The 23,326-nt window shown below is 68.8% G+C and carries 21 protein-coding genes; 8 read left to right on the plus strand and 13 right to left on the minus strand.

Going from position 1 to position 23,326, the window contains the following annotated elements; genetic code table 11:
* The first annotated feature begins 35 nt into the window (after positions 1-35).
* Together ACSFA8_RS21980 and ACSFA8_RS21985 are read left to right on the plus strand one after the other, a co-directional pair.
* Positions 36-872, plus strand: a complete 837-nt coding sequence (locus ACSFA8_RS21980) for an SDR family oxidoreductase (RefSeq protein WP_435481603.1) — start codon at positions 36-38, stop codon at positions 870-872.
* Positions 873-977: 105 nt separating this feature from the next.
* A complete protein-coding gene (locus ACSFA8_RS21985; protein WP_435481604.1) occupies positions 978-3,251 on the plus strand; it encodes a C1 family peptidase in 2,274 nt (757 codons plus the stop codon).
* A 1-nt stretch (position 3,252) separates the two neighbouring features.
* Here the strand turns inward: ACSFA8_RS21985 and ACSFA8_RS21990 are convergent, their stop codons facing one another.
* Entirely contained in the window at positions 3,253-4,179 is a 927-nt protein-coding gene (locus ACSFA8_RS21990; RefSeq protein WP_435481605.1) for a LysR family transcriptional regulator, read from the minus strand.
* 70 nt (positions 4,180-4,249) lie between these two features.
* Here ACSFA8_RS21990 and metE point away from each other — a divergent pair, with 70 nt between their 5' ends.
* Positions 4,250-6,571, plus strand: coding sequence for a 5-methyltetrahydropteroyltriglutamate--homocysteine S-methyltransferase (gene metE, locus ACSFA8_RS21995; protein WP_435481606.1), 2,322 nt, complete (start codon positions 4,250-4,252; stop codon positions 6,569-6,571).
* Positions 6,572-6,584: 13 nt separating this feature from the next.
* On the opposite strand, the gene ACSFA8_RS22000 is transcribed toward metE, so the two are convergent.
* Positions 6,585-7,253, minus strand: coding sequence for a hypothetical protein (locus ACSFA8_RS22000; protein ID WP_435481607.1), 669 nt, complete (start codon positions 7,251-7,253; stop codon positions 6,585-6,587).
* Between the two features lie 179 nt (positions 7,254-7,432).
* Here ACSFA8_RS22000 and ACSFA8_RS22005 point away from each other — a divergent pair, with 179 nt between their 5' ends.
* The gene (locus ACSFA8_RS22005; RefSeq protein WP_435481608.1) at positions 7,433-8,044 is read left to right on the plus strand and encodes a helix-turn-helix domain-containing protein; all 612 of its coding nucleotides are present in this window, start codon (positions 7,433-7,435) and stop codon (positions 8,042-8,044) included.
* 1 nt (position 8,045) lies between these two features.
* Positions 8,046-8,582, plus strand: a complete 537-nt coding sequence (locus ACSFA8_RS22010) for a GNAT family N-acetyltransferase (protein ID WP_435481609.1) — start codon at positions 8,046-8,048, stop codon at positions 8,580-8,582.
* On the opposite strand, the gene ACSFA8_RS22015 is transcribed toward ACSFA8_RS22010, so the two are convergent.
* The 10 genes from ACSFA8_RS22015 to ACSFA8_RS22060 form a co-directional block, all read right to left on the minus strand.
* On the minus strand, positions 8,579-8,905 hold the full coding sequence (locus ACSFA8_RS22015; protein ID WP_435481610.1) for a chaperone modulator CbpM: 327 nt from the start codon (positions 8,903-8,905) through the stop codon (positions 8,579-8,581). The two genes, ACSFA8_RS22010 and ACSFA8_RS22015, sit on opposite strands and share 4 nt — an antisense overlap.
* A gap of 2 nt (positions 8,906-8,907) precedes the next feature.
* Positions 8,908-9,870 (minus strand): DnaJ C-terminal domain-containing protein, encoded by a 963-nt coding sequence (locus ACSFA8_RS22020; protein WP_435481611.1) that lies wholly within the window; start codon positions 9,868-9,870, stop codon positions 8,908-8,910.
* Between the two features lie 9 nt (positions 9,871-9,879).
* Positions 9,880-10,533 carry a histidine phosphatase family protein gene (locus tag ACSFA8_RS22025; protein WP_435481612.1) on the minus strand — a complete coding sequence of 218 codons (654 nt, stop codon included), beginning with the start codon at positions 10,531-10,533 and terminating at the stop codon, positions 9,880-9,882.
* A 19-nt stretch (positions 10,534-10,552) separates the two neighbouring features.
* On the minus strand, positions 10,553-11,128 hold the full coding sequence (locus tag ACSFA8_RS22030; RefSeq protein WP_435481613.1) for a glutathione S-transferase family protein: 576 nt from the start codon (positions 11,126-11,128) through the stop codon (positions 10,553-10,555).
* Between the two features lie 23 nt (positions 11,129-11,151).
* A complete protein-coding gene (locus tag ACSFA8_RS22035) occupies positions 11,152-11,793 on the minus strand; it encodes a CDP-alcohol phosphatidyltransferase family protein (RefSeq protein WP_435481614.1) in 642 nt (213 codons plus the stop codon).
* Between the two features lie 73 nt (positions 11,794-11,866).
* Complete coding sequence (locus tag ACSFA8_RS22040) at positions 11,867-12,613, minus strand: glutamine amidotransferase (RefSeq protein ID WP_435481615.1); 747 nt, start codon at positions 12,611-12,613, stop codon at positions 11,867-11,869.
* A gap of 8 nt (positions 12,614-12,621) precedes the next feature.
* Complete coding sequence (locus ACSFA8_RS22045) at positions 12,622-14,043, minus strand: GTPase/DUF3482 domain-containing protein (RefSeq protein WP_435481616.1); 1,422 nt, start codon at positions 14,041-14,043, stop codon at positions 12,622-12,624.
* Complete coding sequence (locus ACSFA8_RS22050; RefSeq protein WP_435481617.1) at positions 14,040-15,419, minus strand: DUF2868 domain-containing protein; 1,380 nt, start codon at positions 15,417-15,419, stop codon at positions 14,040-14,042. The genes ACSFA8_RS22045 and ACSFA8_RS22050 overlap by 4 nt, the downstream gene beginning before the upstream one ends.
* A 285-nt stretch (positions 15,420-15,704) precedes the next feature.
* Positions 15,705-17,552, minus strand: coding sequence for an ABC transporter ATP-binding protein (locus ACSFA8_RS22055; protein ID WP_435481618.1), 1,848 nt, complete (start codon positions 17,550-17,552; stop codon positions 15,705-15,707).
* Positions 17,553-17,621: 69 nt separating this feature from the next.
* Positions 17,622-18,509 (minus strand): LysR family transcriptional regulator, encoded by an 888-nt coding sequence (locus tag ACSFA8_RS22060; RefSeq protein ID WP_435481619.1) that lies wholly within the window; start codon positions 18,507-18,509, stop codon positions 17,622-17,624.
* A gap of 95 nt (positions 18,510-18,604) precedes the next feature.
* On the opposite strand from ACSFA8_RS22060, the gene ACSFA8_RS22065 reads away from it, so the two are divergent.
* Complete coding sequence (locus ACSFA8_RS22065) at positions 18,605-19,432, plus strand: DODA-type extradiol aromatic ring-opening family dioxygenase (protein ID WP_435481620.1); 828 nt, start codon at positions 18,605-18,607, stop codon at positions 19,430-19,432.
* Positions 19,433-19,451: 19 nt separating this feature from the next.
* Here the strand turns inward: ACSFA8_RS22065 and ACSFA8_RS22070 are convergent, their stop codons facing one another.
* Complete coding sequence (locus tag ACSFA8_RS22070) at positions 19,452-20,648, minus strand: cupin domain-containing protein (protein ID WP_435481621.1); 1,197 nt, start codon at positions 20,646-20,648, stop codon at positions 19,452-19,454.
* Here ACSFA8_RS22070 and ACSFA8_RS22075 point away from each other — a divergent pair.
* Positions 20,647-22,380 carry a GMC family oxidoreductase gene (locus ACSFA8_RS22075; RefSeq protein ID WP_435481622.1) on the plus strand — a complete coding sequence of 578 codons (1,734 nt, stop codon included), beginning with the start codon at positions 20,647-20,649 and terminating at the stop codon, positions 22,378-22,380. The two genes, ACSFA8_RS22070 and ACSFA8_RS22075, sit on opposite strands and share 2 nt — an antisense overlap.
* On the plus strand, positions 22,377-23,237 hold the full coding sequence (locus tag ACSFA8_RS22080; RefSeq protein WP_435481623.1) for an alpha/beta fold hydrolase: 861 nt from the start codon (positions 22,377-22,379) through the stop codon (positions 23,235-23,237). Before ACSFA8_RS22075 ends, ACSFA8_RS22080 begins: the two co-directional genes overlap by 4 nt.
* Positions 23,238-23,326 lie beyond the last annotated feature (89 nt).

The raw sequence follows: 23,326 nt of genomic DNA on the forward strand, positions 1-23,326 counted from the left end.
TCGTTCAGTCTTGCTTCAATCCTGAAAGGTTTGTCATGAAGAAAATTCTCGTGTTGGGTGCCACCGGCACCGTCGGCATTCCGCTGGTGGCCGAACTGGTGGCACGCGGCGAAAGCGTCAAGGCAGCCTCGCGCGGCGCGCGAGCATTCGAAGGGGCCGAGCCGGTGCGGTTCGACTACACCGACCCGTCCACGTTCGCGCCGGCCTTCGAGGGCGTGAACCGCATCTACATGGTGATGCCCTCCGACAGCCTCGAGGTCGAGGCCTGCCTGCTGCCGGTCATCGCCTTCGCGGCGGCGCGTGGCGTCAAGGTGGTGATGCAGTCGGTCATGGGGGTGGCCGCCGACGAGCACAACCCCTACCGCAAGGTCGAGCGGGCGCTCGAAGCCTCGGGCACGCCCTGGGTGATCCTGGGGCCCAACTGGTTCTCGGACAACTTCCACATGCTCTGGGGGCCGGCGGTCACGCAGGGCGAGCTCGCCCTGCCGGCAGGCGAGGGCGCGTCGAGCTTCATCGACGCGCGCGACATCGCCGCCAGCGCTGCGGCCGCGTTGACCACCGACCGCTTCGACGGCCAGGCCTTCACGCTGACAGGGCCGCAGGCGCTCGGCTACCGCGAGGCGGCCGCGCTGTTGTCGCGCGTGGCAGGGCGGCCCATCCGCTACACGCCTATCAGCGACGATGCGTTCGTCGCGATGCTGCAGGGTGTCGGGCTGCCCGAGGTCTACGGGCGCATGCTGGCCGGACTGTTCTCGGCGGTGCGGGAGGGGGCCACTGCATCGGTGAGCGAGGGCGTCGAGGTGCTGACCGGCCGGCCGCCGCGCTCGCTCGAGCGCTACGCGTCGGATCACGCCAGCGCGCTGTCCGGCTGATTGCCCCGGCGCCGGCTGGTCTCCTACGGCGTCCGTCGTATAGGCACGGCGCCACTGCGCCGCCATCATGGCGGCCCGCCGCCGCTCGGCGTGGGAGGAGGAAAGATGGCCACATCGAATCGATCCCGTTCCGGGCCACGCGCCCGCACTGCCAAGGCACCCGCAGCGGCCGGCACATCCGCAACCGTGGTGGCCTCCAACGTTCCGGCCGTGCCCGGCCGCCTGCTCGATGCACGGCCCGACAGGCTCGACTTTCGCGACCTGCCGTATCGCCCCCCCCTGCGTTCGCTGCCGGCCTCCTTTCCCGTACAAGCCGACGTGGCGCGGTTCATTTCGAGCTATGTCCGGGAGGGGCTGGTGCTGGACCAGGGCCGTGAAGGCGCCTGCACCGGCTTTGGCCTGGCCTGTGTCGCCAACTACCTGTTGTGGGTCGGGCACCACGCCAGCGGAACCGCAAAACCCTTCCTGCCGGTGAGCCCGCGCATGTTCTACGAGCTGGCCAAGCGCTATGACGAATGGCCGGGCGACGACTACGAGGGCTCGAGTTGCCGCGGCGCGCTCAAGGGCTGGCACAAGCACGGGGTGTGCAGCGCAGAGAACTGGCCGTATTCCGCAACCGGTTTCGTGCGCCCGCTGGCCGGCTGGGATGTCGATGCGGCGCGGCGGCCGCTGGGCGTGTACTACCGGGTCGCCAGCGCATCGGTGGTGGATCTGCAGGCCGCCATCGTCAACATCGGTGCAGTCTATGTCTCGGCCGGCGTGCACGATGGCTGGAGCACGCTGGCGCGGGGCCGTGCGACTGCGCCGCCCGCCAAGCACGACGATCTGCCCGAGATTCCTGCGCCGGTTGATCCGCGCAAGCTCGGCGGCCACGCCTTCGCGTTGGTCGGCTACAACGAGCGCGGCTTTGTGGTTCAGAACTCATGGGGCCAGCGGTGGGGCGCAGCGGGATTCGCGGTGCTGCCGTATGAAGACTGGGTCGCGCATGGCACCGATGCCTGGGCCTGCGCGCTCGGCGTGCCGCTGGCGCTGATGCGCGACCAGGGACGGCGGCTGCGCCCCCTGCATGCCTCGGCGTTCCGCGTGGCCTCGGGCCAGTCGCTCAATGCGCTCGACCGGTTCACGCGCGCGCCGAACAATCCGGCCGACGATCCCTGGCCGGTGGATCACAGCTTTCTGCAGCCGGCCTACGAACCCCTGACCACGGCGCAGGCCTACGAGCTCACATTGGTCACCGGCAATGACGGCGAACTGGTGCCAACCGACTTCACGCGGGCCGCCAGCGACCGCAGCGGCCTTGCGCAGGAGATCGTGTGCGAGCGGCCGCTGGCCTGGCTGGCCCGGCAGCAACCGGCGCCGCGCAAGCTCAAGCTGGCGGTCTATGCCCACGGCGGGCTCAACGACGAAGAGGAGTCGATTCGCCGCATCCGCGTGCTGGCGCCGTACTTTCTGGCCAACGGCATCTATCCGCTGTTCCTGACCTGGAAGACGGGTGCCGGCGAAACCCTGGCCGGCATGGCGCAGGACTGGATGCGCAAGCTCTTCGGCGTCGAGGCCGAACGCGCCGCAGGCCTGCTCGATGCGCTCGGCGATGCCAAGGATCGCGCCATCGAGGCCCTGGCCTTCGTGCTCGGCAAGGGCGTCTGGAGCCAGATGCGGGACAACGCGGCGGCCAGCGCATCGCCCGGCCATGGGCTGGATCTGCTGTCGCGCCAACTGGTGGCGCTGGCCACGCGACTGCAGGCACAGGGCAGCGCGCTGGAACTGCACCTGGTCGGACACTCGGCCGGCGCGATCCAGCTCGGGCACCTGCTGGACCGCATCGTCGCGCTCAATGCGCAGGCCGGTGCCGCCGCAGCGCTGCGGGCCGCAAGCTGCACGTTGTTTGCGCCCGCCTGCTCGTCGCAGTTCGCGGTTGGGCACTACCTGCCAGCCGCGCAGGCCGGTGCACTCGATCTGCGGCAGTTGCGCCTGCACGTGCTGTCGGACGCCAATGAGAAGAAGGACGGCCTGCCGACGCCGCGCGTGCCGGCCTATGGCAAGTCCCTCCTTTACCTGGTGTCCCGCGCGCTCGAGGATCTGCGCAAGCAGCCCTTGCTGGGCATGGAGCGCGCGTTGAATCCGGCCTATGCGAACGACGACGAGCAATGGGACGTGGGCGCGCTGCGCTTCGTGCAGCAATGGCTCGCCAGCTGGCCCGGCGCGGCGCAGGGGCTGCTCGATGTGCTGCAGCCGCCGCGCGTTCGCAATACGCGCGAGGGCAACCAGGTGCAGGCCACGCATGGCTCCTTCGACAACAACATCGACGTGCTCACGGCGCTGCTGGAGCGCCTGGCGGGTGGCGCGCTGATCGGCCCGATGGAGTGGCTGGACTACTGACCTACAGAAGCTCCAGCCCGGGCAGGCTCTTGAAGCTGCTCTCGCGCGTGATGCGCACGAAGTCGGCCAGCCACGGTTGCGCCGACGTTGCGGCGGTGCAGGCCATGTGCAGCTCGCCGGTCAGGCCCTTGCGGCCGACCGGCCGCGCAGTGATGTAGCCACGCTCCAGATAATTTTGCACGGCCCACAGCGGGAGCGTCGCGATGCCCCGGCCACTGGCCACCAGTTGCAGCATCGCCACCGTGAGTTCGGTGGTGCGGCGCTGCGCCGGCGCGATGCCTGCGGGCGCCAGCACCTGGCGCACGATGTCGAGCATCTCGTCGGGCACCGGGTAGGTGATGAGCGTCTGGTCGGCGAAGTGGCGCGCCGTGAGGTAGGCCTTCGCGGTGAGCGGGTGGTCGTTGGCCAGCAGCGCCATGATCTCGAAGCGGAACAGCGCGTGGTAGTCGACCGCTTCATCGGCATCCTGCTCCGACACGATCGCGACTTCGGCGCGATCCTGCAGCAGCAGCGCGATCGGGTCGGGGTGGAAGCCCGAGACGATGTCGAGCTCGATCTCGGGCCAGCGCTGCCGGAACGCGTCCATCGCCGGCATCAGCCAGTCGAAGCAGGTGTGGCACTCGACCACGATGCGCAGCTTGCCGGCGCCACCCTGCGCCAGGCGCGCTACGTCACGCTCGGCTTCTTCGATCAGCGGCAATGCGCCGTCGGCGAGTTGCAGCAGCCGTTGCCCGGCCGCGCTGAACTGCGGCGGCACCGACTTGCGCTCGAACAGCGGCAGTCCGTAGCGGTCTTCCAGCAGCTTGAGCTGGTGCGACAGCGCCGACTGCGTGAGATTGAGCAACTGGGCCGCCCGCACCAGGCTGCCGGTATCGCGCAGCGCGGCGAGCGTGCGCAGGTGCCGCAGTTCGAGAACGGATTGGGACATGAACAGGATTCAAGTTGATCGACAAAAGGTTTCGTTTGAATCATAGGTCTGAAACGCCGACCATCGTTGCATGACAGCAATCCATACCCTCGGCTTTCCGCGCATGGGCGCGCACCGCGAACTCAAGTTCGCCCTCGAACAACACTGGCGTGGCGAGCTCGACCGCCCGGCGCTCGAAGCGGTTGGCGCCGAACTGCGCGCGCAACACTGGCAGGCGCAGCGCGATGCCGGCCTCGATTTCGTGACGGTGGGCGACTTTGCGTTCTACGACCAGGTCGCCAACCATATCCAGCTGCTGGGCTGCGAGCCGCCGCGCTTCGACTTCGCCGGCGACGAACCCGAGCTGTCGCGCTACTTCACCATGGCGCGTGGTGTCGCCGCCGAGGCCGGGCGCGGCCATGCCGGGTGCACACACGGCGACCACGGCAGCTTTGCGCTCGAGATGACCAAGTGGTTCGACACCAACTACCACTACCTGGTGCCCGAGTTCACCTCGGCCACGCGCTTCGGGCTCGCTTCGGTGCGCCTGTTCGATGAGGTGGCGCAGGCGCTGCAGGCCGGGCACCGGGTCAAGGCGGTGCTGCTTGGCCCGCTGAGCTTTCTGTGGCTCGGCAAGGAGAAGGAGGCTGGCTTCGACCGCTTCACGCTGCTCGACCAACTGGTGCCCGTGTATGAGCAGGTGCTCCGGCGCCTCAAGCAGCAGGGCGTGGAATGGGTGCAGATCGACGAGCCGATCCTCGGGCTCGATCTGCCGGACGCCTGGCGCCATGCGTTCGAGCGCACCTACTGGCAGCTCGCACGCAGCGCGCCCAAGCTGCTGCTGGCAACGTACTTCTCGCCGTTGGCCGACAACCTGCGCCTGGCCTGCCAGTTGCCCGTGGCCGGCCTGCACGTGGACGCGGTGCGCGCACCCGACGAACTCACCGGCATCTGCGACTGGTTGTCGGCGCACAAGGTGCTGTCGGTCGGCATCGTCGATGGCCGCAACATCTGGCGCACCGACCCCGACACGGCGCTGGCGCGCCTGGCAACGGTCGCGGCCAAGCACAAGGGCGAACTGTGGCTGGCGCCCTCGTGCTCTCTGCTGCACGTGCCGTTCAGCCTGGTGGCCGAGACCCGCCTCGATGCGGAACTCAGGTCGTGGCTGGCCTTCGCGGTGGAAAAGCTACATGAACTGCGCGTGCTGCGCGCCGTGCTCGATGGCGACGAGACCAGCGTGCACGGTGAACTCACGGTCGCGCGCGCGGCCATCGCGAGCCGCCGTGCCAGCCCGCGCGTGCACCGCGCCGATGTGGCGCTGCGCCTGGCGCGGCGGGTCGACAGCGACGATCGCCGCAATGCACCCTTCGTCGAGCGCCAGGCCCTGCAGCGCCTGCGCTTTGCCTTGCCGCCGTTGCCGACCACGACCATCGGCTCGTTTCCGCAAACCGCGGCGATCCGCGCCGCCCGCGCCGCCTTCAAGCGTGGCGAACTCGATGCCGACGGCTACCGCGACCGGATGCGCGCCGAGATCGAACTTGCGGTGCGCAAGCAGGAGGCGCTGGGCCTCGATGTGCTGGTGCACGGCGAGGCCGAGCGCAATGACATGGTCGAGTACTTCGGCGAGCAGCTCGACGGCTTCGCCTTCAGCGCCAATGGCTGGGTGCAGTCGTACGGTTCGCGCTGCGTCAAGCCGCCGATCCTCTATGGCGACGTGGCGCGCCCGGCACCGATGACCGTGGCGTGGACGGCGTACGCACAGAGCCTTACGCCGCTGCCGATGAAGGGCATGCTGACCGGGCCGGTGACGATCCTGCAATGGTCCTTCGTGCGCGACGACCAGCCGCGCAGCCTGACCACCGAGCAGATCGCGTGGGCCATCCGCGACGAGGTGGTCGACCTCGAAGCCGCAGACATCGGCATCATCCAGATCGACGAGCCGGCGATCCGCGAGGGGCTGCCGCTGCGCCGCGCCGGATGGAAGGCCTACCTGGCCAGCGCCACGCGCGCCTTCCGCATCAGTGCATCGGGGGTGGCCGACCGCACGCAGATCCACACCCACATGTGCTATTCGGAGTTCAACGACATCCTGCCGGAGATCGCCGCCATGGACGCCGATGTGATCACCATCGAAACCAGCCGCTCCGACATGGAACTGCTGCGCGGTTTTGGCGACTTTCGCTATCCGAACGAGATCGGCCCCGGCGTCTACGACATCCATTCGCCGCGCGTGCCGGACACCGACGCGATGGTGCGGCTGATGCGCAAGGCCGCGGCCGTGGTGCCGCCGGCCAACCTCTGGGTCAACCCGGACTGCGGCCTCAAGACGCGCGGCTGGCCGGAAACCGAGGCGGCGCTGGCCAACATGGTGGCCGCCGCCAAGGTGCTGCGCCGGGAACTGGCTGCCGCCTGAGCCGTCCGAACCTTTAGTTGGCCATCAGTGGATTGCGCCGGGCCTCGTCGCGCCGCCGATCGGCGCGCACCACGTCGCAGCGCGGGTGGTGGCTGTAGCCGGGCCGGTCGCAGTGGGACGCCTCGCAGCGCGCCGCAGCGATGAAGTTGAGGTGGCCGCAGCCGCTGCGCGGATCGGCCCCTGCCGTGTGGGCGACTGCCGCCGTGCGCACTGGGCGTCGGGGCTCGGTGAAGGGCGCAGGCGCAGGCAACGGGGTGGGCGCTGGCATCAGCCGCGCCGCGGGCTGCACCTGCTGCGGGGGATCTATGAATTCCACCGGCTCGACGGGTGTCAGCAGCGTCAGGGGCAAGCCCCTGGGCGCGGATGCGGACACAGCGGTCGCAGCGACCACCGGCCCGGGCGGCGGCGCCGCCTTGCGTGTGACATACAGGTACCACCCGACAAAGCCGACCGCCATCATGACGATCGCCAGGCCGAGGCGAATCCAGAAGACGGGCGCTTCGATCGAACCCCGCCTGGCCGCACGCGGCCGCGCGGCGGGCCGCGCAGAGGACTCGGCGCGCAGCGCAGCCAGCGCCGACGGGCCGGTGGCTGCGAAGCCGGGCAGCTTGCCCGCGCACCCCCGGCAGAACATCGCGTTGTCGCGGTTATGCGTTTTGCAGGTGTCACAGACCACGGCCATGGAAACCTCGCAAAGTTCAAAAGTAACACTCTGCACGCACGCGGCCGCCGTGTATGCCGGCCGGCGCCTACGCGCGATGCGGGCGGGTGACGACTCCTTGGCTTCGGCGCGCCGCGATCCCTGCGAGGCCCGACCGTCGGACATGCGCCAACGGTAAGGCGGTTGACGATGTGTCCACCATGATGGAAACTGATTCCATCATGAAAGAAAAAGAAGCACCCGACCTGAACAACCGCATCGCGCAGCGCGTACGCGACCTGCGCGCGGCGCGCGGCCTGTCGCTCGATGTGCTGGCAGCGCACTGCGGCGTCAGCCGTTCGATGATCTCGCTGATCGAGCGGGGCGAGAGCAGCCCCACCGCGGTGCTGCTCGAACGGCTGGCCACCGGGCTCAACGTGCCGCTGGCCTCGCTGTTCGATGCGCCCGAACCCGCCGGCGAACCCGTGGCGCGGCTGGCGAACCAGCCCGTGTGGCGCGATCCCCATTCGGGCTACGTGCGCCGCAACGTCTCGCCGGCCGGCGTGGCGTCGCCGATCCAGATCGTCGAGGTGTCGTTTCCACCCGGGGGGCGCGTGGCCTATGAAACCGGCGCACGCGAGCCGCAGATCCACCAGCAGGTCTGGGTACTCGAGGGGGCCATCGAAGTCGCGCTCGGCGACGAGCGCCACCGGCTCGGCGCCGGCGATTGCCTCGCGATGCTGCTGGATCGCCCCATGAGTTACCACAACCCCACCCGCAAGGTCGCGCGCTACGCCGTCGTGATTGCTACCGCGCCTGCTTCACGGAGATGACATGTCGAACCAGATTCCCCGCATCCGTCGCCTGACGAACGTGACCGACGCTCAATTGCAGCAACTGGCCGATCTGCTGGTCGACTGCGTGGAAGGTGGCGCCTCTGTGAGCTTCATGCAGCCGCTGACCCCGTCCAGGGCACTGGGCTTCTGGCGTGGCATCGCCGAGGGGGTCGCGCGCGGTGGCCGTGCGCTGCTGGTGGCCGAAGACGCCCTTGGCATCGTGGGCACCGTGCAGTTGCTGCTCGACCAGCCCGAAAACCAGCCGCACCGCGCCGACCTCGTCAAGATGCTGGTGCACCGCCGGGCCCGCCGCCACGGCCTGGGCGCCGGCTTGATGCAGGCGGCCGAGGCGCTGGCCCGCGAATGCGGCAAGTCGCTGCTGGTGCTCGACACCGCGGGGGGTGACGCCGAACGTCTCTACGAGCGGCTCGGCTGGCAGCGCTGCGGCGTGATCCCGGGCTACGCGCTGTGGCCGCAGGGCGGGCTGTGCGATACCACGTACTTTTATCGCGTGCTGCAGCCAGTCGAGGCCTAGACGCCGCGTTGCAACCCGTGTGCGCGCAGCATCGACTTGAGTCGCCGCACTTCGTGCTGCAGGTCGAGAATCAGCGCGGCCGCATCGAGCCCGACGCCGAAGTCGCGCTCCAGCCGGCGCGCATCGAGCGCGCGCTGCAGCGCGTCGCTTTCGAACTGCCAGCGCTCGGGCGCGGCATCGGGCACGCTGACCTGCACGATGCCGACCTCGACCAGTTCGATCACCCAGGCGGTGTCGGCACCGCAGGCATGGGCCAGCTCGCGCAGCGCCAGCGGCTGGGAGGCGCTCACCACGGTGCTGGTCGTCACGGAAACAGTCGCCATGATCAAACTCCCAGGTGACGGCGCGGGTTGAACGATGAAGCGGCCTGCGCCAGGGTTTGGTAGGCCTTGCGCACGGCGTCGCTGTCGGCCGGCGGCAGCGCGATTTCGAGCAGCAGGTACAGGTCGCCCGGCGTCTTGCCGGCGAGGCCGCGCCCCTTGAGGCGCAACTGCAAGCCATTGCGTGCGTTCGCAGGCACGGTGACCTCGACCACGCCGCCGGTGGGCGTTGGCACCTTCACCTGCGCGCCGAGCGCGGCTTCGCTCGGCGTCACCGCCAGCGTCATGTAGAGGTTGCGCTCCTCGATGCGGTAGAGCGGGTGGGGCGCAATGCGCACTTCGAGGTAGAGGTCGCCGGCCGGCTCGCCGCCGTGGCCGGGCATGCCCTGGCCTGCGAGGCGGATGTACTGGCCCGGGTGCACGCCGGGCGGAATCTTGACGCTGAGCGTGCGCGTTTCCCACTGCGGCATGCCTTGCGCGTCGACGGTCTGGGCGCGCAGCGTGATCTCGCGCTCGGCACCGTTGAGGGCGTCTTCGAGCGCGATCTCGATCGCTGCATGGTGGTCTTCGCCGCGTGCGCGCATGTGCTGGCGCGTGGCACCGCGCCGCTCGGCCGCGCCGAACAGCGAAGAGAAGAAATCGCTGAACCCGGCATGGTCGGCCGGCCCGGCGCCGGGCCCGCGATGGAATTCGTAGCCGGCGTCCCAACCGGGCGGCGGCTGAAAGTCGCCTTCGGGCGAGCCGCCGCGCGCCACGCGATCGGCCAGCCCGTCGTAGGCCGCGCGCTTTTCCTTGTCGCGCAGCACGTCGTTGGCTTCGTTGATGTCGCGCATCTTCACCTCCGCGTCGGCTTCCTTGCTGACGTCGGGGTGGTACTTGCGGGCCAGCTTTCGGTAGGCCTTGCGCACCTCGTCCTCCGAGGCGCCGCGCTCGAGCTCGAGGGTCTTGTAGTAGTCCTTGAATTCCATGATGGCGGGTCAGGCGATGCCGGCGGCCGCGTCGCCTTTGGCCTGCAAGGCAACGACCGTCCACAGGGCGCTGCTGCGCTCGAAACGCAATGGCTGCGCATTGCCCAGCACGCCCATGTCGATCGGCACGCCGAGCAGGGCGGCCAGCACGAACAACGTGCCGCCGTGCGCCACCACGAGCACCGGCGCGGGCCGGGCCAATGCGGCCGCCAGCGCCGGGCGTTTGCGGTCGACGAACTGCGCCAGCGTCTCACCGCCCTCGGGCTCGCAGGCCCAGTCGATGGCGGCCGACGACGTGCCGATCAGCGCGCCGAAGTGCCGCTCGCGCAGCGCGGCATCGGCCGTGGGAACGAGCCCGTGCGGCGCGGCCACGGTTTGCGCCGTGATGTGGGCGCGGTTCATGTCGCTGCAGACGATGGTGCGAATCGTCTCCCCGGCCAGCAGGGTGGTGGCCTGCGCCGCCTGGGCCAGGCCCAACTCGCTCAGCGGCTCTTCGGCCGACTGGAAGATGCGGCGCGCGTTGCAGCCGGTCTGGCCGTGCCGCAGAAAGTAGAAGTGGTCGCAGGCCGGCGCAATCGACTGCGCGGCGGCCAGCTGCACCAGCAGGTCGAGCCCGCCGGGGGTGAAGTGGGCGGGTGTGACGAGGGAGGCTGGGGCTGGCATGTGCATCCGGGTTCGGTCTTCAACCCATCCGGATCGCCGCGGGCCGGGCCTGCAGGCGCTCGATGTAGGCATCGATCTTTGCGCTGTTCGAACGCCCGCCGAACATGCGCTGCCAGATGAACATCGAGCCGACCATCACGTCGGCCGCGGTGAACTGCGCGCCGAACAGCCAGGGCCCGTAGCCGAGCTCGCGCTCGACCACGCGAATGGTCTCGTCGAACTCCGTCCAGCCGCGCGACGGCAGGGTCGGCTGCTTGAGCAGGCAGTCGCCCATCGAGGGCTCCAGCTGCGAGGTCGAATACACCATCAGCGAGAGGTAGCGCCCGCGCTCGTCGGAGCCGACCGGCGGGGCCAGCCGCCGGGCCGGAAACTTCTCGGCCAGGTACATGCAGATGGCCGCGTTCTCGAACAGCCGCACACGGCCGTCGACCAGCGCCGGAAGCTTGCCGGCGGGATTGACCTGCAAAAAAGCGTGCTGCTTGTGCTCGCGCTTCTTGAGGTCGATGGGCACGATCTCGTACTCGGCCCCGCATTCGTCGAGCATCCACTTGGCGACCAGGGCGCGGCTGTAGGGGTTGAAGTAAAGCTTCATCATGTCGGCAGACTCCTTGGCCGGATTCAGAACTTCGGGATCCGCAGGGTCTTGCTGATCATGAGCGTGCCCGACAGCGCGAACAGCAGCGTGATCGGGTGCAGCACCCAGGGCCCGAGCGTCCAGGCGCCGCCCCACAGCGCGCCGCCAATGGCACCCTTCCAGGCGGCGAAGGCCAGCACGCCGACCAGCACCACGCTGGTGGGAATGGGCGTCCCTTCGAAGTACTTGACCTTGTCGGCGCCCTCGGAGAGCGCTTCGGCCGTCACGTTGTAGCGCGCCAGCCGGCTCACGCCGCAGCAGACGAAGTAGATCAGCAGCAATGCGTCCCAGCCGCCGTTGGCGCCGGCCGCAAAGGCCAGCGCGGCCGGCGCCACACCGAACGAGATCACGTCGGCCAGCGAATCGAGTTCGCGCCCGAGCGCCGAATGCGTTTGCCGCCAGCGCGCAATGCGGCCGTCGAACACGTCGAAGATGAACGCCGCCGGCGCCAGCGCCGCAGCCCAGAGATAGACCGAGAGATCGTTTTTCGCCACATAGGCCATGGCAAGAAACACGCAGCCGACGCCGCAGGCTGCATTGCCGAGCGTGAACGCATCGGCCAGGTGGAAACCGCGAATCATCGAGAAATGCTTGCGCGGGGGCGTGGCAGCGTTGGGCAGGGGCATGGCGCAGTTCCGGAGAGTGGCAACGCACCTTAACGCATGGGCCGCGGCGGGCGTGTCAGACCAGACCGGCGACTCAGCGCGCTGCAGCGTCGTGTTCTTCGGCCAGATGGGCGAAGCGGCCCAGCAGTTGGGCCGCGGTGGGCGTCGCCTCGACGCCGTCGCGCAGCGCGGCCGGATCCTTGCCTTCGGCACGCAGATCGTCGGCCACCGCATCGATGTACCCGCGCATCGCGGCCGCGTCGAACTCGGGGTGAAACTGCACACCCCATGCGCGTTCGCCGACGCGGAAGGCCTGGTTCGGCTCGAATGCATTGCCGGCCAGGCGCACCGCGCCATCGGGCAGGCGCAGCGCGCTCTGGCGGTGCACCACGTGCGCGGGAAATTCGTGCGGCAAGTCGTGGAACAACGCGTCTGCGGCCGCTGCGTCGGTGAGGTGCACCGTCACGGTGCCGATCTCGAGGCCGCCCGGGTGGTTGTCTGCCGCGCCGCCCAGCGCATGTGCGAGCAGCTGGTGGCCGTAGCAGATGCCGAGCACCGGCGTGCCACTGGCGACGATGCCGGCCAGCCAGACGGCGGTGGCCTCGCTCCAGTCTTCGCGGTGCGACACCATCGAATGCGAGCCAGTCAGCACCACGCCCGAGAGCGTGCCGGGCGCGGGCAGGGTGTCGCCGCGGCGGGGGTCGAGCACCACCACCGGGAGGCGCGTGTCGCCAAGGCCGTGGGCGACCCAGTGTTCGAAATCGCCACTGGCGTCGCGCAGGGCGTCGAGGGTGTCGCCGGCCTTGAGGATGACGAGCGGATGGGGGACGAGGTCTTCCATGCCGGCAATCATGCCGCAGGGCGCACGGCCGCGTCGATGGCCTCGCGCACCGCTTGCGCAACCTGGTCGACAACCGCCTGGCGCTGCGGCGATGCGATCCAACGGGTGCGCAGGCCGGCTTCCCAATCGGGATGCCCGCGCGCCGGCCGGGCCGCGCGCAGGATGTCGGCGACCTGCCGCTGGCTGGACGCGCCGTCTTGCGGTTCGCCGGCCGCGATGCGCCGCATCGCCGCATGGCCGCGCTGCTCGAGCGCGCGCACCAGTTGCAGCTGCCATGCGAGCAGCCCAAGGAGCACGCCGTCTTCGACCGTGAGCTCCTGCACGTCGCGCAGCCGGTTGGCGAGCTTGCGGCCCACCGGGCCCCAGCCTTGCGACACGGCGCCGCCGATCGATGCGCCCAGCGCCGTGGCCGCGCCGAGCGAGAGGCCGGCCAGCGCAAGATCGGCCACGACGCCGACCGCGGCGCCGACGGCCGCACCCTTGCCGAGCCGCACGCCTGCATCCTTCATGGCTTCGGGGCTGAAAAAGTCCATGCTCCAGCGGCCTTCGAGCAGCGGCAGCGGCGCCTCGTCGGCGTCGCCTTCGCGAAAGCCGTAGAGCGCCAGCAGATCGTCGGCGCAGCGATGGGCCTTGGTCGACACGGTTTTCTGCAACTCGGCGATTGGCGCCTGGCGGCGCACGGGATCGTTGAAGGTTTCCGATGGCACGCCGCGGCGCAAGGCCGAGGTATCGACTGCAAGCTCGGCCAGCCGGGCGGCGGCGGCGGCGCGGCGTTGCACGGCCTCGGCTTCCAGCGCTTCCACCACGCCGCGCAACTGCTCGCGCCGGTCGCGCAGCAGCGCACCCAGATCCTGGTACAGCTCGCGCTCGGCGCCGACGAAAGGCGCCGCCGCGTCGAACCGCACCACCGCGTGCAGCCCGTAGGCCGAGAGCAACTCGCGCCAGGCTGGCTCGCGGCTGGCGCCGTCGCGCACGAAGTTCAGCACCGGCAGCACCGGGCGTGCACAGGAGTTCAGCAGTTCGATCTCGGCGCGGAACTTGGGCAGCACCGGCTCGCGCGCATCGATGACCAGGAACGCCGCGTCAACCTCCAGCAGCGCGCGCAGCACCTTGGCCTCCTGCTCGAACGCGCCATGCGCTTCGGGGCCCTGCAGGAAGGCGCGAATGCGCTCGGGCGGCGTCTGCGCGTCGGCCGCGAAGGCCTCAAGGTGCTCGCGCAGGCTGACCGCGTCTTCGAGGCCGGGCGTATCGAGGAAGGTCACGGCGGCGCGGCCCTGCATTTTGAGTTCGATGCTCTCCACGTGGCGTGTGGTGCCGGGGCGCTCGGACACCTCGCCGAAATGCACGCGCCGCGTCAGCGTGCGCAGCAGCGAAGTCTTGCCGGCATTGGTGTGGCCGACCACGGCGATGCGGATGGCGGGCGCGTTCATGTCCACCCCCGCAACGCCGTGGCGAGATCGTCATGGGCCGTAACGCGTTCCAGCCCCGCGTCGACCAGCCAATGCCGCCAGCGCTGACCGGCCGCAGCATCGCCCGCCACCAGCCAGAGCCGGCATTCGCCGCAGTGGGCGAGCAGCTCGCGCAGCAGGCGGCTGGTGCCGCGATCCGGGCTCGATGCTGCATGGCAGGCCACCAGCAGCGCGCGGGGGCGCAGCCTGGCCACCGTGTCGAGCAGTTCGTGCCGCTGCATCGCGCTGCCGTCGATGCGCAGCACCGGCGCGGCGGTTGGGGGCAGGCCCGGCGGCGGCCATGCCGATTCCGGCGGCAGTTCGAAGCCGACCACCACCAGCGCATCGCCGGTTTCGCCGGCGGCCAGGCCGACGGGTGCGTTCAGGTGCTGGGGGCCCGGATCGCCGTCGACGATCGTGGCCGGCGCCATTGCCTCGAAACGGGCAAGCAGCTTGCGGTAGTAGGGCGCCGCAAGATCCGGTTGCAGCGCAGGCTTGCGCCGCTGCCACACCAGCGCACTGACCAGCGCGAAGAACACGCGCGGCAGCAGGCCGTAGGCCACGATGCACCCCGTGAGCCACAGGGCCCAGGCGCGCTGATCGGCAGCTTTCGTCACGGGCGACAACACGGTCGCGGCGTCCGGTACCGGAAACCCGAGCCAGCCCGGCGCCCAGCCCAACAGCCGCACTCCTTCCACGAAGACACCGGGATCCAGAATCGTGGTTTCCCAGCCGAGCGTGTAGCTGCGGAAGGCCAGCGCAAACAGCAGGGCGCCGAGCACCACAGTGAACGACAGCGCCCAGATGCCGTGGCTCACAAAGCCGAAAGCCCACGGCAACAGCCGAGCCCGCGCCAGCAACTGCGTGGCGGCGCGCAGCAACACAGGTGCCTGGCCCTGCCTGCCGCCAGCCACGCGCGCAGTCAGCGCCAGCCAGAGCCACCCGAAAGACGCATTGAAGGAACTGAGCGGCACGACCAGGCCGACCAGCCAGAGCAACAGCGTGAGCGCGTGCACGCCGAGCAGGCTGACCAGTGCCACCATGATGTTGATGCGCCGCTCGCTGCCGCCGACCACATTGCCCGCCAGCGCCAGGCCTGCGAACACGATCAGCAGCACCAGGGCGAGCGCGATCCACGGGGCCCAATGCCGCGCGCGTGCCAGCTCGGCTTGCAGTCCGATGCGCCGGCCGAGCGCGCTGGCGCGCTGCGCAATGCGGGCCGCGGGTTCGCGCTGGTGGACGACTGCCTCGCGCATGGCGGCCGCATCATCGAGCGATCCGGCCTGCTCGATGAGTTGCACTGCTTCGGTGATCACCGCGTTCGACAACAGGTCAGTTTCGCGCAGGGCGGTGTTCAATGGCTTCCCTCGGGCATCAGAGCGCTGAAATTATGCCCGTGCCAGTGCCAATGAAACGGGGCCGCAACAGCGGCCCCGAAGGGATTCGACCCGGCGTGGCCGGGATCGGCGCATTCAGGCTCAGCGCATTCCGAAGAAAGACAGCACTGCAACCACGACCACGACCAGACCGACGATGTAGATGATGGAATTCACGGCGAAGACTCCTCTTTGTTGAAGACCGGCACAGTGTTGCCGGCCGCGTCCGCCCGGCCTGTCGGAAGGGGGGAGCGGCTGCTGTAGGAATCAGGCCGCTTCGTCGTCCGAGCCGTCGCCCAGGAAGCCACCACTCTGGTGCGCCCACAGCCGTGCGTAGAGGCCGCCTTGCGCCAGCAGCGTCTTGTGGTTGCCTTCTTCGACCACGCGACCCTCGTCGAGCACGATCAGCCTGTCCATCGCCGCGATGGTCGAGAGCCGGTGCGCGATGGCGATCACCGTCTTGCCCTGCATCAGGCGGTACAGGCTGGCCTGGATCGCGGCTTCGACTTCGGAGTCGAGCGCGCTGGTGGCTTCGTCGAGCAGCAGGATGGGCGCGTCCTTGAGCATCACGCGCGCGATCGCGACGCGCTGCCGCTGCCCGCCCGAGAGCTTGACGCCGCGCTCGCCCACATGCGCGTCGTAGCCGCGCCGGCCATTCGCGTCGCCCAGGGTCTGGATGAAATCGTGCGCTTCGGCGCGCTCGGCCGCGGCGCGGATCGCGTCCGCGCCCGCATCGGGCCGGCCGTAGGCAATGTTGTCGGCCACCGAGCGGTGCATCAGCGAGGTGTCCTGGGTGACCATGCCGATGTGGGCGCGCAACGAGTCCTGCGTCACCTGCGCGATGTCCTGCCCGTCGATCAGGATGCGGCCGCTTTCCAGGTCGTGAAAGCGCAGCAGCAGGTTCACCAGCGTCGACTTGCCCGCGCCGGACCGGCCGACCAGGCCGATCTTTTCGCCCGGCGCCACGGTCAGTGTCATGTTGTCGATCACGCGCCGGCCTGCGTCGCCATAACGGAAGCTCGCCTGCTCGAAACGCACCTCGCCGCGCGGTACCGTGAGCGTCGTCGCATCGGCCGCGTCGAGCACGGCACGCGGACGCGACAGCGTCTTCATGCCGTCCTGCACCGTGCCGATGTTCTCGAACAGGCTCGTCATCTCCCACATGATCCAGTGCGACATGCCCTGCAGGCGCAGCGCCATCGCGGTCGAGGCCGCCACCGCGCCGATGCCGACGGCGCCGTGCGACCAGAGCCACAGGGCCGTTCCCGCCATGCCCGCGGTGAGGCCCATGCTCAGCACGTGGTTGCTGATCTCGAACGTGCTCACCAGGCGCATCTGGCCGTAGCCGGTGTGCATGAACTCCTTCATGGCCGAGCGCGCGAAGCCGGCCTCGCGGTGCGTGTGCGAGAACAGCTTGACGGTTGCGATGTTGGTGTAGGCGTCGGTCACGCGGCCGGTCATCAGCGCGCGGGCGTCGGCCTGCGCCTTGCCGATCCTGCCGAGCCGCGGCACGAAGAACCACAGCTGCACGAGGTAGAGCAGCAGCCAGACGACAAAGGGCAGCATCAGCTGCCGGTCCAGCACGGCGGCCAGCACGATCATGGTCGCGACATACACGCCCATCGCCACCAGCACGTCGGCCAGCACGAAGACCACTTCGCGCACGGCCAGCGCGGTCTGCATCACCTTGGCCGTGATGCGGCCGGCAAACTCGTCCTGGTAGAAGGCCATGCTCTGTCCGAGCATCAGGCGGTGGAAGTTCCAGCGCAGCCGCATCGGCAGGTTCACGGCCAGCGTCTGGTGCTTGACGATGGTCTGCAGCGCGACCACGCCGATGCTGGCCACCAGCGCCGTGCCCAGCCACATCAGCGTGGTGCCGCGTTCGTCCCAGAGCCGGGCCGGAACCTGGCCGCCGAGCCAGTCGACGATGCGCCCGAGCATGGCGAACAGCAGCGCCTCGAAGGCCGACATGGCGGCGGTGAGCAGCGCCATCGCAGCGATCTTGCCGCGCACGCCGTCGGTGCAAGACCAGATGAAGGCAAAGAAGCCGGAGGGCGGCAGTGCGGGCTCGGTGGCGGGGTAGGGAGGGAGCAGTTTCTCGAAAAGGCGGAACAAGGCAGGGAGTCTCCAGCGAGCCGCCACTGTAGCCGCGCAGCGATTCCCTTGCCCCGGCTGGTGCAAGCGCTATCGATCGGAAAGCTGCTCGGCCAGAAAGTCGATGAAGCTGCGCAGCTTGGGCGCCATGTATTGCCGGCTGGTGTACACCGCGAACAGCGTCACCGGCGGTGCGGCGTAGTCGGGCACCAGCCTGATCAGGCCGCCCTGTGCCAGGTCGTGGTCGACCAGCCACTCAGGCAGAAAGGCCATTCCCATGCCGGCGCGCACTGCGTGCAGCGTGAGCGTGGTGTCGTCCGAGAACATCACCGGCTGAAAGCGAAGCGGCGCGTGGCGGCCGCCAGCGCCTTTCAGCGAGAGCCCTTCGAGCTTCACGTAGCTCGGCACGATCGCGCCGAGTCTTGCCAGATCGGCCGGCGTCGCAGGCAGGCCCATGCGCCCGACGTAGGCGGCGGCCGCGACCAGGTGAAACGGCACCCGGCACAGCGGCCTCGCGATGAGCGCCGGCGAGGGCTCCTGCGTGGCGCGCAGCGCCAGGTCGTAGCCATCGGCGGCCAGATCGATCTTGCGGTTTTCGAGGTGGATGTCGACCAGTACTTCGGGGCAGTGCGCGCGGTAGTCAGCCAGCACGCGCGCGAAGCGCGGCGTGGCGCACCACACTGGCGCACTCACCTTGAGCCGACCACGCGGCGTGTCGTTGCGCTGGCCAATGGCGACTTCGGCCGCGTCGAGCAGATCGAGTGCCTGCGTGCTCTGTGCATACCAGGCGGTGCCGGCCTCGGTCAGGCTCAGATGCCGGCTGGAGCGGTTCAAAAGGCGCGCACCGAGCGATTTCTCGAGTTGCGCGACATGCTTGCTCACCATCGGCGCCGAGATCGCGAGCCGATCCGCCGCAGCCGTGAAGCTGCCCGCTTCGACGACCTCGCGGAACACGCGCAGGCTGGTCATGCGATCCATCGATGATTTCCTCTGGAGAAATGAACCATTGAATGTAGCGCTCTCGAATTCCATATGGGAAACCCCTACATTCGTGCAAAGGAATTTTTCTCACCATGAGTGACAACCACACCCCGCGCCTGCCCACCTACTTCATCTCGCACGGCGGCGGCCCCTGGCCCTGGATGAAAAAGGAGATGGGCCCGGCCTACAGCCAGCTCGAAGCCTCACTGGCGGACATGCCGCGCCAGATCGGCCGCACGCCGCGCGCCATCCTCATGGTGTCGGCGCACTGGGAGGCACCGGCTTTCACGCTGCAGGCCAGCCCGAAGCCGCCGATGATCTACGACTACGGCGGCTTTCCGGCGCACACCTACCAGGTGCACTACGACGCACCGGGCTCACCGGAGCTTGCGCGCCGCGTGCGGCAACTGATCGCGGCCGCAGGCTTGCCGGTGGCGCTCGATGCGGAGCGCGGCTTCGACCACGGCGCCTTCTCGCCGATGGCCGCGATCTACCCGCAAGCCGATGTACCGATGGTGCAGTTGTCGCTGAAGCGCGGGCTCGACCCGGCCGAGCATCTGGCGCTGGGCCGTGCGCTCGCGCCCCTGCGCGACGAAGACGTGCTGATCGTCGGCAGTGGCCTGAGCTATCACAACCTGCGCAATTTCGGCCCGCAGGCACACGACGTGTCGAAGGCCTTCGACGACTGGCTCGACCAGACGGTGGTGCAGGGTGCTCCCAGCGCCCGTGCAGCGCGCCTGAACGACTGGGCTTCGGCACCTTCGGCACGCATCGCCCACCCGCGCGAGGAGCACCTGATTCCGCTGATGGTCGCGGTGGGGGCGGCCGAAAGCGAAGCCGGCGTGCGCGTCTATCACGAAGACGCGTTCATGGGCGGCCTGGTCGTCTCGAGCTTCCGCTTCGGCGCGGCGCAGGCCTGAGTTTTTTCAACGCCCGGGGTCACGCGCGCCGTAACAGCGTCTGGCGTGGCGTTTCGTTGAAGGCGCGGCGGTAGTGCTGCGCAAACTCGCCCAGGTGGCAAAAGCCGAATCTAAAGGCGGTATCGGCCACGCGCGGAGCCTTCCCGTCTGCCGAGAGCAGCGCTTCGCGCGCTGCATGCAGCCTTCTGATCCGAAGCCATTGCAGGGGCCCCATTTCTTCGGCGGCCTGGAAGGCTGATTGAATGGTTCGCGCCGGGACATCGATGCCGTGGGCCAGCGTCGTCAGCGTCAGCGGCTCCTCGAGCCGCTCGAGCATGTAGGCCTTGGCCTTCCTCAGTGTCGGCGACACCGCCGCGCCGCCCGGCGGGCGCATCTGCAGATGGGAGTGGGGCTGGCGCAGCAACAAGCCCGTGACCAGCAGGTCTTCCAGCCGCGCGTGAAGATGCGGCAGCGCAGCCAGAGCCGGATCGCCACGCGCCGCCTCCGCCATCATCCGCAGCGCCGGCTCGATTGCGCACCATGTCGAGCCATCCGTGGGCACATCGCCGCGAAAGCAGATCGCATCGTGGGGCGGCGCTCCCGCCAGTGCGGCCCACGCGGCATCTACCGCCGTTCTTTCGATCCGCACGACGATCTGTTCGTAGTTCTCGGTGGCCGTGAAGTGGAACCGTTGCCCACCGCCCACGATGGCCAGCTGACCGGGTGTGGCCTGGTAGGCGTGGCGGCCGTGCCAGTACTCGATCCCGCCGCGCGTCGGCAGGCACAGCAGGTAGTAGTTCTCGAGGGTGCCCGGATCGACCTCAACCGGCGCCTGCCATGACAGCCGACTCAACGACAGGGCGCCCATCGGAAGGTTGTCCATCCGCGCATGCAGCGAGCCACCGGGGGCGAGCAGACGAAGCCGGTGTGGACTGAACACGCGTCCGCAGAGGAACTGCGCTTCGTCCGCATCCCGCGTTTCGAACAAGCGGCCTCGCTCGAAGTCCACGCCGGCGAAGAGCGGCGATGCAACCGGCGAAGTGTTCATGGGCGGGGAAGCAGTCGCTGCGAGGGGTGAAGGGGGTTGCAGTTTCATCAACCTGTACGCCCCGTCAATCGGGATTTTCCTGCCGGTCGGCCTGCGCAATTCCGATAGCGGCTGCGCGCGGCCGATTGTCCGGAAGAGATCGACGACCCAGCATGGCGCCTGTTCTTCTTCTGACAGCGAGACAAACATGAATCAGCAGCACGGCAACCCGGATCTACTGCAGGGCGACATCCTCAACGCGCTGGAAGACGCGCTCTACCGCGGCAAGCTGGGGCGCCGCGACTTTCTTCGCCTGGCCGCGGCAGCCGGTGCCGGAATGGCGACGGCCCAGTCCATGGCGCAGGACGGCAGCGACGCGGCCATCACGCAGCTCTACAACGCGGCCAACCTGCAGCCCGAGTACGACTACATTGTCGTCGGCTCGGGCAGCGGCGGCGCGGTGGTGGCCGGCCGGCTCGCTGCCGAGAGCGACGCGCGGGTGCTCGTGCTGGAGGCGGGCGGCTCCGATCGGGTGGAGGCCGTGCTCAACCCCGGCTTGTGGCCGACCAACATCCGCAGCGAGCGCGACTGGGGCCACTCCGCCGCGCCGGGCGCGGCAGTGAACAACCGCGCGCTGATCCTTCCGATGGGCAAGGTCGTGGGCGGTGGCTCTTCCGTCAACGTCATGGTCTGGTCGCGCGGACACAAGAACGACTTCGACGCCTGGGCGGCCGAGACCGGCGATCCCGGCTGGAGCTACGCGCGGGTGCTGGAGATCTACAAGCGCATCGAGGACTGGCAGGGAACGCCGGATCCGGCACGTCGCGGCAAGGGCGGCCGCCTGTGGGTGACGCCGCCGCAGAATCCCAACCCGATCGCGCCTGCGATGCTCGATGCAGCGGCTTCGGTCGGCATCCCGAAGTTCGCCGACCAGAACGGGGCCATGATGGAAGGCGCGGGTGGCGCGGCACTCGCCAATCTGCGAATCCGCGATGGGCGCCGGCGCAATATTCCGTCCGACTACCTCTACCAGGCGCTGAAGCGCCGCAACATCACCTTGCTGACCGGCGCAGAAGTGCAGACGCTGCGCATGGAAGGCAACCGGGTCAAGGGCCTGACCTTCGTTCGCAACGGCCAGGTGCACACGGTCGCTGCGGCACGCCGGGTGGTGCTCAGCGCGGGAGCGATCAATACCCCGAAGATCCTGATGCTGTCAGGCATCGGCGACGAGGTCGAACTCAAGCGGCACGGCATCAAGACCGTGGCCAAGCTGCCGGGCGTGGGCCGCAACTTCCAGGATCACGTGCTCGTTGCGGGCTGCGTCTGGGAGTACAACAAAGCGTTGCCGCCAGCGAACAGCGCGGCCGAGGCCACGTTCTTCTGGAAGAGCGATGCGTCCTTGCCCGGGCCGGATCTGCAGCCATTCCAGATCGAGGTGCCGTATGCCTCCGAGGTGACGGGCCCTCAGTTCAATGCGCCCGCAGGTTGCTGGTCGATTGCCCCGGGACTGGTTCGCCCGAAGAGCCGCGGGCGTGTCAGCCTGGCGTCGTCCAACCCCGCGGCGATGGCGCAGATCGACGGTGCGTTCCTGACCCATCCTGACGACGTCAAGGCCCTGCTGCGTGGCATCGAGCTGTGCCGCGAGATCGGCAATTCGGCGGCCATGAAGGAGTTCGTGAAACGCGAGGTGATGCCGGGCCCGCTGGCCGGGAAGGAGATGACCAGCTTCCTGCGCAACGCCGCAGGCACCTATTTCCACCAGAGCTGCACCTGCAAGATGGGACGCGACGACATGGCGGTGGTCGACGGCAGGCTCTCCGTGCGCGGCGTTGAAGGCTTGTCGATCGCCGACGCCTCCGTGATGCCCACGGTGTCGACGGGCAATACGATGGCGCCCACAGTGATCATCGGCGAACGCATGGCCGATATTCTTCTGAAATGATCCAGGATCAATTCACCGAAGTCGATGGCATCAGGACGCGCTATCGGGAGGCAGGAACTTCGGGCGCTGCCGTGCTCCTGCTGCATGGCATCGGATGTTCGGTGCTGGAATGGGAAAGCAATATCGAGGCGCTCGCGACACGGCATCGCGTATTCGCACTGGATCTGGTGGGTTTCGGCCTGTCGGACAAGCCGGCCGATCACACCTACAGCCTGCGCCGCCTCGCCCAGTTCGTTCTCGACTTCATGAAGGTGAAGGGAATCGATCGGGCCCATGTTGCCGGCAACTCGCTGGGCGGCCGCCTCGCGCTGGAGTGCGCCGCCATTGCGCCGGAGCAGGTCGCGTCGCTCTTGCTGGTGGATCCCGCCGGCATGGCGCGGCGCGGGACGCTCTTCGAGTTTCGTCTTGCAACGCTGCCGATCCTGGGCGAGATCTTCACCCGGCCGCACAGGCTGGGAACCAGGATGCTGTGGCGCAAGGCATTCGCCGCACCGTCTTCGTTCGTGACCGAAGCGCTGGTCACGACGAAGCTTTTCCTGGCGCGCCAGCCGGGCGCACAGGCTGCGTTCCTCAAGACGCTTCGCGGCTTTGTCGACTTCCGGGGTTTTCGTCCCGAACTGGTCGAGCAGCTCGCTGCCGCGCTCCCGGGCATCCAGGCGCCCACGCTGGTGCTGTGGGGCCGGGACGACCGTTTCGTGCCCTGCACCCACGCTGAGGTGCTGCGTCGAAGGCTGCCGACCGTGCAGGTCGAAATCTGGGATCGCTGCGGCCATGCACTGCAGGTTGAATGCGCGCAACGCTTCAACGAAACCGCGCTCGGCTTCTGGCATCGACTCGACAAGGCCAGCCCGCGCTAGCAGCAGCAGGCAGGGGCAGCAGCCTCGTGCATCGGCAACCCGGTTGAAGCGATGGCACTTTCTGTGTCAACCTGCGTCGCTGGGCGCAG

Source organism: Variovorax nitratireducens (assembly GCF_051216545.1).
Classification (GTDB): domain Bacteria; phylum Pseudomonadota; class Gammaproteobacteria; order Burkholderiales; family Burkholderiaceae_C; genus Variovorax.